The following is a 15,276-nucleotide window of genomic DNA, read 5'->3' on the forward strand; positions in this document are numbered from 1 at the left end:
TGCAACGAGAACTTGAAATGGATGTTCGCCACTTTGCCTTCCTGGCTCGCCAGCCTTCTGCTGCCCTGAAAAACCGTGACGCGTTCTTGGGCCTGCCCAAACGTGGCCTGGCGCTGATCCTGGCCAATGCGCTGTTCTGGCAACCGCTGCTGGCCCAGGCTGAAGGCATCGTGGTCAGCGCGCCCGGCACCACCGTCGGCCAGGCCGGCAATGGCGTGCCGGTGGTGAACATCGCCGCCCCCAATGGCAGTGGTTTGTCCCACAACCAGTTCAAGGACTACAACGTCGGCGCCAACGGCGTGATCCTCAACAACGCCACCGACCGCACTCAGTCGACGCAACTGGGCGGGATCATTCTCGGCAACCCGAACCTGCAGGGCCGCGCCGCCAACATCATCCTCAACGAAGTCAACGGCGGCAGCCCCAGCCAGTTGCGCGGCTACACCGAAGTGGCGGGGCAGTCGGCCAAGGTCATCGTCGCCAACCCCTACGGTGTCAGTTGCAATGGCTGCGGCTTTATCAACACCCCTAACGTCACCCTGACCACCGGCAAGCCCATCCTCGATAACGGCCGCCTGGACCGTTACCAGGTCGACGGCGGCGCCGTAACCATCGACGGCCAGGGTTTGAACGCCAGCAACGTCGACCGCTTCGAAATCATCACCCGCTCGGCCAAGATCAACGCGCAGATCAATGCGCGCAACTTGACCGTGATTGCCGGGCGTAATGACGTCAATGCGCAGACCTTGAGCGCCACCGCACGGGCCGATGACGGCAGTGCCAAGCCAGAGTTGGCGATTGATTCGACGGCGTTGGGTGGGATGTATGCCGGTGCGATCAGGCTGGTCGGCACTGAAGCCGGTGTGGGCGTGAAGCTGGACGGGACGTTGGCGGCCAGTGGTGGGGATATTCAGCTCGATGCCAATGGGCGGTTGAGCATGGTCAATGCCAAGGCCAGCGAAGCGGTGGTGGTCAAGGCGGGTCAGCTTGACGCCACGGGCGCGGTCTATGCCGGTACCCGTATTGACGTACAAACCACTACAGGTTTGAGCAACCAGCAAAGCCTCGCGGCACGGGACAGCATCACCCTGACCAGCAGCGGGCAGGTCATCAACAACGGGATCATCGAGGCGGGCGTCAACGGTGATGAAAGCCGTAATGCAAACGGTGATGTAAGCCTGTCGGCGGCCACCCTGAAAAATACCAAGAGCGTCGTTGCCAGTCGCAACCTAACGGTGACCACCGCTCAAACCCTGGATAACCAGGGCGGTACGTTGAGCGGTGCGAAAGCCGTGGTTAACGCAGGCCAAATCGATAACCGTGGCGGCCGTGTCCTCGGCACGGACTCGCTCAAGGTCAGTGCCACTGGCCTGGATAACCGCACGAACGGCTTGCTGCACAGTGATAACAACGCCGATGTCACGGTGACGGCCGCGCTGGATAACCAGAACGGTCGAGTGATCGGTCTCAAGGACCTGACGCTCAATGCCGGTCAACTGACCAACGACAACGGCGTGGTGGCCAGTCAGGAGCAGGCCCGTGTAACCGCCGGGCGGTTGAGCAACCGAGTGGGCGAAATCTCCGCCAGCCAAACCACCGTTACCGCCACGACGCTGGATAACCGTTCCGGCAAACTGCTGGGCAGCAACCTCAACGTGACCGCCAGCGGCGCGATTGATAACCGGCTGGGGATTTTCTCCGCCACCAGCCTGCTGACGGTGCAAGCCGCAAGCCTGGATAACAGCGATAAAGGCTCCGTCGCCAGCCAAGGCAACTTGACCGCGACCATCGCCGGGCTGCTCGACAATCACAATGAAGGCAACCTGATCAGCCAGGGCGCCCAGCAGGTTTCCGTTGGGCAACTGAACAACGCCCAGGCCGGGCTGGTGTCGAGTAAAACGACCCTGGCGCTGCACGGCGATAGCCTGGCCAATCAGGGCGGGCTAGTGATCGCCGACGGGGCATTGACCCTGACCGGTGGTAGCGTCGATAACAGCCAAAAGGGCGTTATCAGCAGCAAGGCCGATACCCGTGTCGAGTTGGCCAGCCTGAACAACAGTAATGGCGGTCGACTGAGCAGCGATGGCCGGTTGACGCTCAATGCCAACCAACTTGAAAACGGCGCAGGCCGCATCAGCGCCAAGGGCGACCTGCAGGCGACTGTCGGCGTACTCAACCAACAAGCGGGTGAGCTCGTCAGCGAAGGCGCACTGAGCCTCACCGGCACCTCGCTGGACAACCGCAACGGCGGCTTCATCGCTGCCACCAATGGCGTTGACCTGCGCAGCCAGACCGTCCTCAACCAGCAAGGCGAAATATCCAGCCAGGCCAAAGTGCTGCTGGTGGCCGATCAACTGAACAACAACGCCGGTAAGGTGATTGGTGACAGTGGCTTGACCCTGACGGTGCAACGCCTGCTCAACCAGAGCAAAGGCCTGCTGGCGGGGCGCGAAAGCCTCGTGTTGAACGGCGGTCGACTGGATAACAGCTCGGGTGGCCGCATCACCAGCCAAAAAGACCTGAATATCAACCTGACCGGTGACCTGCTCAACCAGGGCCAGGGCACCTTGCTCAGTGAAGGCGTGTTGACGGTCAAGGCTGGCACGTTGGACAACAGCCAGGGCGGCATTCTGTCTGCCGCCAACGCCCTGTCGATCACGACTCAGGGCCAACTGAACAATCAGGCGGGCAAACTGCTGGCCGATGGCACGGCCACGCTGGTGAGTGCTGCGCTGAACAATAGCCAGGGCGGTGTGATCAGCGCCAAGCAGCAGGTTGACGTGCGCAGCACCGGCCTCGACAACAGCCAGCGCGGCCGCATCAGCAGTGACGCCGGTATCACCCTTAATGCAGGGCAACTGGACAACAGCCAGCAAGGTTCGATCTTTGCCAAGTCCATGCTCAAGGCAACCCTGACCGGGCTGGACCAGCACGACCGGGGTGAACTGGTCAGCAATAGCCAAATCGATCTGGACCTGAACCATGGGCAACTGATCAACCGCGACCATGGCTTGATAGCGACTCCTGGCCAACTGCTGTTGAGCAACCTCGGCAGCGTCGACAACAGCCAGGGCGGCGAAATCTCCAGCACCCAGTCATTCCTGTTGGCGGCTGACGGGCTGAACAACCGCGGCGGCAAGGTCATCAGTGGTGACAGCTTGCAGGTGCGCATCGCCAAGGCGTTGGATAACAGTGTCGAAGGTGTGCTGTCAGCCAAGAACCTCCTGCAGGTGGCGGCCGACAGCCTGAACAACCAGGCCGGTGGTGCACTCGCCAGCCGTGGCGCGCTGGACCTGAACGTCACCGGCATGCTGGATAACCGCAACCAAGGGCTGATTTCCGCGGCCACTGCCCTGAGTACAACCTCGGGCTCCTTGAATAACAGTGACAGGGGCCGGCTTTCTGCCGGTACGCTTCAGACGCTCACCACCGGCGCATTGGACAATCACCAAGGTGGGCAAATCGTCAGCGACGGTAGCCAGACGGTCACTTCCGCCAATGTCGATAACCGTGCGGGCGTGATCGGCAGTCAACAGACGCTGAACCTGACCACTGCCAACCTCGATAACACTGCCGGGTTGATCAACAGCCAAGCAGGCTTGACCCTGACAGGGAAAAAAGTCGTCTCAAACCAGGGCGGGGAAATCTCAGCCAAGGGCGACTTGAAGCTCATCGTCCAACAGTTGATTCAGCGCCAGGGCCGCCTGATCGGCGAGCGCGCCGTGAACCTTGACTTGCAAGGTGGCAACCTCGACAACAGCGCAGGCTTGATCAGTGCCAAGGGCCCGCTGACCTTCGCGCGGCTTGCCAACCTGACCAACCGCGAACAAGGCGAAATCTCCAGCCAGACAGCGTTCACCATCGCGGCCAAGCGCATCGACAACGGTGATCGCGGGGTCATCCTCAGTGCCGATCAATTGCGTCTTGAAGCGGATGCAGTGGTCAACGCCAACAAGGGCTTGATCTCCGGCTGGAACGGTCTGACGGTCGTCGGCGATAGCCTGGACAACAGCACCGAAGGCACCTTGTCGAGCAAGAGCGGCACCCTGCACACGCGCCTCACGGGTGGCTTGGATAACCACGCAGCGGGCGCCCTGGTCAGCCAGGGCAAACAAACCCTCATCGTGGGCAGCCTGAACAATGATCAAGGGATCATCTCCGGCCAGGCTGATGTCAGTCTCAACGTTGCCGGTCGCCTGGATAACAGCAACAACGGCTTGATCTCCGCTGCTCAACGCCTGGACTTCAATAACGCCCAGAGTCAAATCCTCAACCGGGGTGGCCGGATCAATGCCGGCAACATCAGCCTTATCGGCGAGAGCCTGGACAACAGCGCCGGCCAGTTGATCAGCCAGGGCACCTTGGACGGCACCCTCAGTGGTGCGCTGATCAACGCCAACAACGCCCGCCTGGCCAGTGGTGCGGCGCTGTTGCTCAATGCCGCCAGCCTGGACAACCGTGGCGGCCAACTGGTCAGCCAGGACCGCCTTGACCTGACCCTCGCCAATGGTGACCTGGACAACAGCGCCAAAGGCACGCTCGCCAGCCAGAAAGACCTGGTGATCAAGCTGTTGGCCGGTGACATCCACAACCAGCAAGACGGCCTGATATTCAGCCAGAAGGGCAAGCTCGATCTTGCCGCGCGAACCCTCACCAACTATCAAGGCACGCTGCAAAGCCAAACCGATAACCGCCTGCGACTCAGCGGCGGCCTGAACAACCAGGGCGGCCGCGTCGACAGCCTCAGTGGCAACCTGGACCTGGAAACGGCCAGCGTGGCCAACACCGCCGGTGGCGTACTCAACAGCAGCAAGGGCTGGGTCAAACTGGTCACTGGCTTGTTCACTAACAGCGGTGGCATCACCCAGGCGCAGTCGTTGAACATCGAAGCCAAAGGCGGGCTGCTTAACCAACTGGGGCATTTGTCGGCACTCGGCGGTGAAAACCGCATCGTCACGACGACCTTCAATAACCAGGGCGGCGGTGTCTACGCCGACACCGTGCTCAAGGTCACGGCCCAGAGTTTTGATAACCAGGGCACGGCTGCCGGTAATGGCGGCAAAGTCGGCGCACGCAGCATCGACTTCGGCCTGACGGGCACCCTGAGCAATAGCTACGGCCTGATCGAAAGCGACGACGCCCTGCGCCTTGCTGCGCAAACCATCAGCAACGTTGGCGGTAACCTGCGGGCCATGGGCCGTACGGGGACGACCGACATCGAGGTTTCGGGCCTGTTCGATAACCGCTTCGGCGTGCTGGAAAGTGCCAACGAAAACCTGAACCTGCACGCTGGCGGCCTGGACAACAACGGCGGGCGCATCGTGCACACCGGCACCGGTAGGTTCGACCTGACCTCCGACCAAGTCACCCGGGCCGGCGGCAGCTTCGTCACCAGCGGCCAGTTGGACATCAAGGCCGCCAGTTGGACCAACAGCAGCGTGATCCAGGCCGGGCGCCTGAACCTTGAGATCGGCCAGTTCACCCAAACAGCCAGTGGCCAGTTGCTCGGTGCGCAAAGCCTCACCGGCACCGGCGACACCTGGAACAACGAAGGCTTGCTGGCCAGTGACGGCACCCTCAACGTGACGCTCACCGGTGGCTACAGCGGCAACGGCCGCGTCAGCAGCCTAGGCGGCATGACCCTCGCCGCCGCCAACATGGACCTGGGCGAAAACGCTCGGATTGCCGGTGGCGCAGTCACCCAGATCACCACCACCAACGTTCTGAACAACCGTGGTCGCCTGACGTCGGTAGGTGACCTGACGGTCAACGCCGCCACACTGAACAACTACGGCACCCTGGGCGGCGCTGAAAAAGTCCGGCTGAACGCTACGCACCTGCTCAACGACAAGGGCTTGCTCTTCAGCGGCAACGACATGACGTTGCGCGTCAATGACTTCAGCAACCGCTATGGCGACGTCTACAGCCTGGGCGCCCTGGACATTGCCCGGGATGATGCGGGCGCGCGCAGCAGCCTGATCGAGAACGTCTCCGGCAGCCTGGAAAGTAGCGCCGGCATGCGCTTGCTGGCAGATACCCTGAGCAACCGTCGTGACCAGTTCTCCACTGAAAAGAAACTGGTGTCGGGCAACCTCAATATCTATTGGAACGACTACTGCAAAGGCAAAGGCTGCGAGCTGTACTTCACCTCGGTCGAAAAATACGAAGATGTCATCACCGGCAGCTCGGCCTCTTCGTTTATCAACGCAGGGGGCGATCTGACCGTGGGCAGTCAGACCTTCGATAACCTTTACAGCTCGGTATCGGCGGCCGGGAACATCCTGATCAACACTGATGTGCTGACCAACCGGGGAGCGGCCGGCGGCGAAGAGCGTCACTTCAACTCGGGGCTCTATACCCGCGACCGTGGCATCTACAACACCTTCATAGCGCGCCAGAACCAGTTCAACACTTACAACAATCCCAGCTCAGGCGACTACCGCCCGGGCCAGATGACGATGGAGCAGGTCAGGGCGGGCGTTGGTAACTTCTATGAGAGCAGTAGCTACGTGGTGCCCACCTCCGGCAGTGTGATTGCACAGGCGGTGATTCAGGCGGCGGGTTCGGTGACGGTCAATGCGACCTCCAAGATCGACAACAGCGTCATCCGCCCCAACGCCACCAACATCGACATCCCGGCGGCTAACCGCAACACCAACTCCGACGTATTTGCCTCCACCGTCAAGCCGGCGATCACCGCGCAACTGCCGCCAGACCTGGCCCAGCGCCAAGTCAACCCGGTGACCTTGCCAGGCTTCAGTTTGCCCACCAGCCAGAACGGTTTGTTCCGCCTCAGTGGCCAGGCGGCGAAAACCGACGCAGCGGGTAAAGCTGCCACCGGCAACGCAGACTTCAGCGCCAACGGACGTGTAATCACCGCCGCCGACCGCGAGAAAACCCTCGACTACAGCGCCGTGCAAGAACGCGGTTTCAGCCTCGACGGCCAGCCCGTCAGCGGCGCAGTCAACGGCCAGGGCCCGCTGGCTCTGGACAATCGCTCCCCCTCGATCACCCGCGTGCAAGGCCTGCCGGAAATCGCCCCGGTGGATAACAGCCACAAATACCTGATCGAAACCAACCCGGCGCTCACCGACCTCAAGCAGTTCATGAGCTCCGACTACCTGCTCGGCAAACTGGGCTACAACCCCGATGCCAGCTGGAAGCGCCTGGGCGACGGCCTGTACGAGCAACGCCTGATCCGCGAAGCCGTGGTGGCCCGCACCGGCCAGCGCTACATCAACGGCATTGCCAGCGATGACAAGCTGTTCCGTTACCTGATGGACAACGCCATCTCCTACAAGGACTCGCTCAACCTGCAACTGGGCGTCTCCCTGAGCGCCGCACAAGTGGCGGCGCTGACCCACGACATCGTGTGGATGGAAGAAGCCGAGGTCAACGGCCAGAAAGTCCTGACCCCGGTGCTCTACCTGGCCCAGGCCAACAACCGCCTGGCTCCCAACGGCGCGCTGATCCAGGGCCAGGACGTGAGCCTGATCACCGGCGGCGACCTGCACAACAGCGGCACCCTGCGCGCCACCAACAACCTGAGCATGGTCGCGGGCAACATCGACAACAGCGGCCTGATGCAAGCCGGCAACCGCCTGGAAATGCTCGCCACCGACTCGATCCGCAACAGCCGTGGCGGCATCATCAATGGCCGCGACATCAGCGCCACCGCCGTGACCGGCGACATCATCAACGAGCGCACCGTCACCACCTTCAAGCAAGAGGGCGAGGGCTATCAACTGCGTAACGACGTGGTCAGCGAAGCCTCACGCTTCGAGGCTACCGATACCCTCAAGCTGAATGCCGGGCGCGATGTGCTCAACCTTGGCAGCCACCTCAAGGCCGGTGGCAACGCCAGCGTGAGCGCAGGGCGTGACGTAGTGATCGCCAGCCAGACCGAACAAGACGACTACGCCTACCAACGCCGCCGCGTCAAAGGCACCGAGCAAACCACACTGCAACACGCCTCCGGTGTGGACGTGGGCGGTAACCTCGCCATCGACGCCCGTCGCGACATCGCCGTAGTCGCCAGCACCGTCAGCGCGGCCAAGGACCTCAGCGTCAAGGCCGGCAATAACCTGACCCTGGCCGCCGCCGCTAACGAAGAACACGAGTATTCCAAAGGCAAAAAAGGCGACACCAAAACCACCACCCAACTGGACAACGTCACCCAACAAAGTGCGGAACTGAAAGCCGGCGGCGACCTGATAGCTGTCGCCGGTACCGACCTGACGCTGGTCGCCAGCAAGATCAGCGCGGGCAACGAAGCCTACGTGCATGCCGACAACGAGCTGCAACTGCTTGCTGCGCAAGACAGCCATTACTCGCTGTATGACATGAGCAAGAAGGGTAATTGGGGCAGCAAGAAGACCCAGCGTGATGAAGTGACCGATGTGAAGAATGTCGGGAGTGAGATCAAGACCGGGGGGGATTTGACGCTGGAGAGTGGTGGGGATCAGAAGTATCAAGCGGCGAAGCTCGACAGTGGCGGGGATATTGCGATTGTCAGTGGTGGGGCGGTGACGTTTGAGGCGGTGAAGGATCTGCATCAGGAGAGTCACGAGAAGAGCAACGGAGATGCGTTCTGGACGTCATCAAAGGGTAAAGGCAATACAGATGAGACCCTGCGCCAGACCCAGATGGTGGCTGAAGGCAACATTGCGATCAAAGCGGTTGAGGGCCTGAAGATCGACGTCAGGCAGGTCAACCAGCAAACCGTCAGCCAATCCATTGATGCGATGGTCAAGGCTGATCCTCAGTTGGCGTGGATCAAGGACGCCGAGGCACGAGGTGATGTGGACTGGAGGCAGGTCAAGGAGATTCATGACAGCTTCAAGTACAGCAACTCGGGGTTGGGGCCGGCGTCGCAGATCATTATTGCGATTGTGATGGCGGCGGTGGTTGGGCCTCTCGCTGCGACTGCGGCAGGTGGCGGTACTGTGGGCGCGGTTGCAGGCGCTGTAGCGTCGGGAGCCTCTACAAATGCGACCGTCAGTGTGGTTAATAATCGCGGCAATCTGGGGGCGGTGCTCAAGGATGTAACTTCTTCGGATGCGATGAAGGGGTATGTGATTGCTGGTGCTACTGCCGGTCTGACCGCTGCCTACTTTGGTGATTGGACGGGGACTCAAACAAACACAATCACTGGGAAAGTCACGACGCCAGGTCTACTGAATACGTGGAGCGGTGTCGGTAAATTTGCCGCTAACCAGACGTTGCAAAGCGGTACATCCCTGCTGCTGAGCAAAGCGCTGGGGCAGAGTGGTAGCGCCAGTGATGCGCTGAAAAGTGCGCTGTTCAATACATTGGCGGCAGCCAGTTTCAACTTGGTGGGTAATTACACAGAAGGTGTAGTGGCCGAAGGCTCGGCACCCAAAGTTGCGATTCACGCGATGGTGGGTGGTTTGCTGGCGGAAGCCACGGGCGGTGACTTCAAAACCGGTGCATTGGCTGCGGGGGCGAACGAGGCGCTGGTTACTCATCTGAATACGCTGGTCAAAGGTAACGAAGAGCTGCTGACGATGAGTTCGCAGATCGTAGGCGTACTGGCGGCGGCAGGGCAGAAGGATGCAGATGCGGCCTCGATGGAGAAGGCGGCTTGGGTTGCGAAGAATGCTACGCAGTACAACTACCTGGGCGAGCATCAAAAGGCTCAGAGAGAGAAAGAGCTGGCAGAAAGCGAAGACGCACTAGATAGACTCAGGATCAATACGAAGTGGGAATTGATCGACGCCGGGCAGGACGCCAGCTTTGCGGGTGGGGCAGTGGTTGGCGTGCCGGAAGGGGTACTTGATACGGTCAAGGGTATCTTGGAAGCTGCCGGCAGCCCGATACAGACGTTTCGGGCGTTGAGATCCGTGCTTGAAAGCGAGGATGTGCTGGGTCATGTCTCGGCCACCATGAAGCAGTCCTACATCGAACGAATTGACAATCTGCAATCGGAGTATGAACGAGCCGGGGCGAGTGGATCGTTTAACGCAGGGCGTGAAGCCGGGAAGCTGATAAGCGACGTGGTGGCGCTAGGGACGGGGGTTGGGGGAGCGCTCAAAAGCGGGGCCTTGCTCGTCGAAAAGGTCACTGCTAAGGTTGTTAAGGCTGAGTTGACGGTAGCAAAAGCGACGGGCGCAGGAAAGGCGCCATACACCTCGACTGCCTCGCCGGATGCTGAGGCTGGCATGCCGTATGCCCACCCGGTGAAGGAGGTTGGTGCAAAAGCGACTGATGCTGCAAAGGGTCAAGAAGCATCAGCAGCGCGTGATGCTTTAGCTGAATCACTTGCACCTTTGAAAGGCAAAGCCCCTGCAACTGTTACAGGTGGCTACAACGTAAAGACTGGTGAGGTTGCTGCAAGGCCCTGTGGCGGTGGAAAATGTGCGGAAGATCATGTGGTAGATGCCTTAGGAGGTAACAAAGAGGACGTTCGCTTTACGGAGGCGATGCGTCCCAGGACTGGCGACCAAGTCCCTGTATGCCCTCGTTGCGAATCTACTTATGGTCGTGAACCATTCCCTCCAGGGACTCGATTCAAATCTGATGAGTAATCTAATATGAGTAGCGATGTATACCCCGATGGGCTGGATTGTGTTTGGCTTGCTACCGATCGCGAGCTAAACCTTGGAGTGTTTTTTACTGGAGGGAGTGGGCCAATTCCGGTTGGCATGCTGCATGACTGTTCATTTGCGATAGAGAATGTGGAGGAGGCTATCGAAAATCTTCCTATTGTTTCTGAAGCTCGTCTTCTTATTCAGGTAAATCGTCCTGACGATTTTTATGATATGGCAAAAAAAGGTTTTTTTGTGTATGACTGGCGAGATGTACATCGAACGATTCACGAGTGCTCAAATAAATATGAGCCTGTAGCGTCGCCGATAAGTCCAATTACCATTGATGATTTGCCTGAATCGCTTAAGCAGCTTGCGTTGCGAGCTAAACTTCTCACCTTCTCTTTTGCGAAAGGGCAAGATTTAGATATAGAAAGCGAGATAGAGTGCCATAAGGCGGTTTAGGCTGGTGTAACGAGATTTTTGTATCCTGTTAAAAGAGTAGATGGTGTTGGTCGTTTGCCTTTGGTGCAAAAGGGACATCTACGGCACCAGCTTGGGATAATGCTGTGTCCAAAGCCGATGGAGATTTTGGCTATCTGCCACCCCTCCGGCAAAATTACGTTCGAGAAGTTTACGATCTACAAACGTCCGTAGATAATTTGCGCGCTGGAGGCGCTAGCGCTGAAGACATAGCAAAATATGCATACAGTGCTAGGAATGATCTGAAGTTGAAATATAGAGAGTATACGCCGCCAGATATGCTAGAGACTATTGATGCGAGAAACATGGAGCGATACGGAAATAAGATCGGTCCTGCGTTTGACGATCTCGTTAAGAAAGGGAAAACTTTTGAGCAAATTATAGAAAGCTCTACGCGAGCTGGGGAACGGCTAAGGGCGCTGCACCAAAAGTGGCGGCAGCGGGAAAGGTAGGAGGTCAGACCTTCCAAGACGTCAATCAAACCGCTCGTCCACTCAACGAGGCGGACCCGAAAATACCTTCGTTGATCACGGATAGGATTGCAGATAAAGCCGCTACGAATCCTGGCAAACTTTATCCAAACGGAAATATGAAAGATGCCCACGCTGAAATCGGTGTGATCCAGCAAGCATATAGCTCTGGTAAAACTGCCGGAGCGGACATGTCTATGACAGTCGCAGGGAAAGATGTATGCGGATTCTGCAAAAGTGACATAGCCGCTGCCGCAGAAAAGGCTGAGTTGAAATTTTTAACCGTAAGAGCTATAGATGATAAAACAGGACTTCCGAAAAACTATTACTGGGAGTCAGGTATGAAGTCTATTAAGGAGAAAAAATAGATGATCATCGGAGGGTATACCCTTAGTCCTGAGCATGGCAGATCGCAAATCCCTCTCATTGATCAGCCGACCATGGAAGATGTAAGGTCCATTATATGTGAATATAGTAAAGTCGACGGCGTCGCTTCGTTGTCTATTTCCCCAGCACCTGAAGCCGGACCTTACGAAATCAATCTTTATGCTGATTCTGGAAATTATATTCTGATGCTGAACCAATACCTTGATGATGGTGAGCATGTTGTGCGTACTCTTAATAATACGTCGACTGGAGCAAAATTGGTTGATGTTCTGGGCGATTACTATCCGGCGAGTTTTGTCACAAGAAATATAGATATCGTTATTTCTTGTTTTCAAGAATTTTTGAGGTCCGGTGATGTAAGCTTTACAGTGTTGAATGCTTAAAGTAAAAAAGTATGTAGGGTGCAAAAGCAACAGCTACTCCACGCACTCCACTAGCTGGTCCTACTGAAAACTGGAAAACCTTTGTTAATGCTGAAAAACAGATTCAACTGGAAGCAGGTGCTGGGCAGCGTGTAGATCAAGTTATCAATGAAACTCTATCTGGTAAGAAAAATTTCACGAGCTCTATGACGCTCACAACCGATGAGGCTCTATCTGCAGGGCAAAAATATCTCGGTCCCGAGTACAGGGAAATCGGTAAGCCCGGCTCTGGGGTGTTTCACAGCGCTGATGGCACCAAGGAGTTCCGTATCGACTCAGGATCTATATCAGGAGCACACGCTCCGGGAGTTCCGCATGTACCTTTCGGAGTTAAAGACCCTGTGACTGGAAAATATATTTCTAACAATCATGTTCTCTATGCGGACTAGGATATGGATATGTCTATCGTACGGAGGGGTATTGTTGTCACTGGCGAATATTCTGGCTGGGAAATTGTTGTTGCGGACGACCGTGATGGAGACACTGGCGGGTATTATCTTTACTTGAAGAAAAGTGATGTTGAAGGGTTTGACTACTGGTTCGAGCATGAGGCAGGGCTTCAGGCTCAGCTAGCTGATTTTGAGGTGGAGTGGATAGTTTAATAAGTTAATTAGTAAGGCTGTTATTTTGCCGTCGGTGCTAAAGCAACATCGATTGAGTTTTTGCCGAAAGTTACGCGCAATAGTGCAGGGCAGATAGAGGCCAACATTACTCAGGGCAGCGCCATAAAGATACTTGAGTCTAATGGTTATAAAAAGACAATTTCTCAGGATGGCTCAGTTACTGTGTTAACTAATGGACAGAAGACCTATCGATTCTATCCATCTTCAACGTCCACGGGGCAACCTTCCGCGTCGTTGACTATAGAAGGGGTGAAAAAACCAACTGCGAAAATCAGGTTTTCAGGAGAGTAGTCATGGCTGTTTTGAAAGTTGAAGATAAAGAATTGAATTCTTTTCTTGATAGGCTGTCAGGTGTCATAAATTTTAATAAAGACTTGCCGATGAATGTTTTTGTTGGTGGCGGATTTCTGTTTTGGTTTTTTGAGAGACCATTGCTCTGCTTTTTTGAAGTTTTTTCGGGGCTGGTATCGAATAGCGTTTCCAACTTTAAGTCAGATGTATTTATAAAGTTTTCAGGAAGCGAGCGATTAGGGAGCTCTTGTTTTTCCTTCGATGGAAGCGATTTAGAGAGCGATGTTCGTTGGCTGAGTAAAAAGTTTGGAAATTTTTTTGATGGAAAGGTTGGTTATCCAATAGTTCTATGCGATAGCGCGTGCAAATGGGTTGCCTTTGAAAGCGCATATGAGGAATTTGGCGTTGTTGCTGTGAAAAAATCAGAGCTTCAAGAGGGTTTTTACGAGTATTTAAACTCTAATTTAATCTCGATGGATGAGTTGGCTAAGCTGGCATCCGCTCGCACCGCGGAAGGTATTATCGCAAAGGCTCTGATATCTTCCTATTCTAGCTAGTCGGTGCACAAGGCGCAGGTACCCTTGCTAACGACAAGCAGGTGGGCGATTTGGCTGATTACCTGAAAATAGCCCCAGGGTCGGCACAAAAAGTCTTGATGCACGCCGTATTGGGAGGAGCGTTATCAAGTGCTAAAGGCGGAGACTTCAAGACCGGGGCTTTAGCCGGCGCTGCTTCAGAGGGATTGACGGCCTTGGCTACGGAGAAGCTGGATAAGTACCTGGACTCCCGGTTTACCACGGATACCCAGTTCCGGGTAGGCACCGCTCAACTCGTCGGCGTTTTGGCGGGTGCTCTAGTCAACGGTGATCCTGCAACCGCTAGCTGGGTAGCCGGAAACGCAAAAAAATATAATGATGAGTTTCATATTGGTGGGCCCGCCATTGCGGGGGCTGTGAGTGCAGGTGAAAAAGTGCTTAAAGAGGGTGGAACGCCAGACCAGGCTACCGCTGCAATGAGTTCGCACCTGAGGGGCGATGGTTTTGATGGGCCAATGCCTGCCAATGGACTTGTACAAGCATGGTCAATCGGCGTTGGTCTGCCCCTGGCGGCAGTTGAAGCACCTGCTGTAGGGATAGGAGGGCTGGTAGCGGGTGCCTTGATTTCTGGAGGTGCTAACTTCACGTATCAATTATCCACAGGTAAACCTGTTGCTTATACCGACGTTTCACTTGCCGCCGGTGTGGGTGCACTGACTCAAGGAAAAGGTTTTTGGCTTACACAAGGTTATGGGCTAAGTGGCGCATACCTAGGGAGCGTGATCAAGGGGGAAGATTCAAAATTTTCATTGCTGGGGACAGCGATAGGTACTGCCATAGGATATAAGACGGGTAATGTTGTATCTGGGCAGTTGAAGCCCTTAGTGGGGGGCGCAGCGAGCGAAGGAGTAGGTGCTACGATGGGTTCTGCAATGTCAGAAGTCATAGGTGGGGGGGTAACTAATTTAGGTGGTGGAAAATGAAACCGAAAAGTGTGGGTGTTTACCTGTTGGTGGTCCTTCTTGTGTATTTTGTAGTGGCCTTTTTTGTGCTGGGACTAATTGGGAATTTGATTGTGTCGATAATTGGGTTTTTTAAGTTTGAGGTTTGGAGATTTGATGGGGCTAATATTAAGGGAGCCCTGTGGGTTGGCTTAACTTATGGAGTTCCAGTGGGTGTAGGGATTTGGGTGCTTTCAAAAATTAAAGAAGTTAAGAGTAGAAAGCATAAAGGCGGTTAAAAAAGGGCAGATTTATGTGCGCCAGGCAAAGCTTGGTCGCCTGGAATTGACGGCGCAATCCGTCATGAAATGGCGTAAGAAACCGAGCGGGTACTAACCCCGTCCGGCAAGGACCAGCCATCCACCGGAAGCGAGTCTTGTGTGGTGCTCGGGTAACCGGCACTGCGAAGCTTAGACAGCGAGTGTATAGGCCGTGTAATACAACCTCGAAATGTCCGCAGCGTGGAAGCCGACGCCTTATAAATAGTGGAAGGCAACATTGAAATACCGCAATGGC

The 15,276-nt window shown here is 56.2% G+C and carries 8 protein-coding genes; all 8 read left to right on the plus strand.

The window, feature by feature from the left end; all coding sequences use genetic code 11:
• Positions 1 to 17 precede the first annotated feature (17 nt).
• Positions 18 to 10,547, plus strand: coding sequence for a filamentous hemagglutinin N-terminal domain-containing protein (locus tag M5B43_RS03215; RefSeq protein WP_248748745.1), 10,530 nt, complete (start codon positions 18 to 20; stop codon positions 10,545 to 10,547).
• A gap of 6 nt (positions 10,548 to 10,553) precedes the next feature.
• On the plus strand, positions 10,554 to 11,012 hold the full coding sequence (locus M5B43_RS03220) for a hypothetical protein (RefSeq protein ID WP_248748746.1): 459 nt from the start codon (positions 10,554 to 10,556) through the stop codon (positions 11,010 to 11,012).
• Positions 11,013 to 11,619: 607 nt separating this feature from the next.
• The gene (locus tag M5B43_RS03225; RefSeq protein ID WP_248748747.1) at positions 11,620 to 11,868 is read left to right on the plus strand and encodes a hypothetical protein; all 249 of its coding nucleotides are present in this window, start codon (positions 11,620 to 11,622) and stop codon (positions 11,866 to 11,868) included.
• Positions 11,869 to 12,270 (plus strand): hypothetical protein, encoded by a 402-nt coding sequence (locus tag M5B43_RS03230; RefSeq protein WP_248748748.1) that lies wholly within the window; start codon positions 11,869 to 11,871, stop codon positions 12,268 to 12,270.
• A gap of 431 nt (positions 12,271 to 12,701) precedes the next feature.
• Positions 12,702 to 12,911, plus strand: a complete 210-nt coding sequence (locus M5B43_RS03235; protein ID WP_248748749.1) for a hypothetical protein — start codon at positions 12,702 to 12,704, stop codon at positions 12,909 to 12,911.
• A 314-nt stretch (positions 12,912 to 13,225) separates the two neighbouring features.
• Positions 13,226 to 13,780: a hypothetical protein gene (locus M5B43_RS03240; protein WP_248748750.1), complete on the plus strand. Its 555-nt coding sequence runs from the start codon at positions 13,226 to 13,228 to the stop codon at positions 13,778 to 13,780.
• A gap of 50 nt (positions 13,781 to 13,830) precedes the next feature.
• Positions 13,831 to 14,742, plus strand: a complete 912-nt coding sequence (locus M5B43_RS03245) for a hypothetical protein (protein ID WP_248748751.1) — start codon at positions 13,831 to 13,833, stop codon at positions 14,740 to 14,742.
• Positions 14,739 to 14,999: a hypothetical protein gene (locus tag M5B43_RS03250; RefSeq protein WP_248748752.1), complete on the plus strand. Its 261-nt coding sequence runs from the start codon at positions 14,739 to 14,741 to the stop codon at positions 14,997 to 14,999. The genes M5B43_RS03245 and M5B43_RS03250 overlap by 4 nt, the downstream gene beginning before the upstream one ends.
• Positions 15,000 to 15,276: the final 277 nt, after the last annotated feature.

This window comes from Pseudomonas sp. MWU15-20650 (assembly GCF_023242475.1).
Classification (GTDB): domain Bacteria; phylum Pseudomonadota; class Gammaproteobacteria; order Pseudomonadales; family Pseudomonadaceae; genus Aquipseudomonas.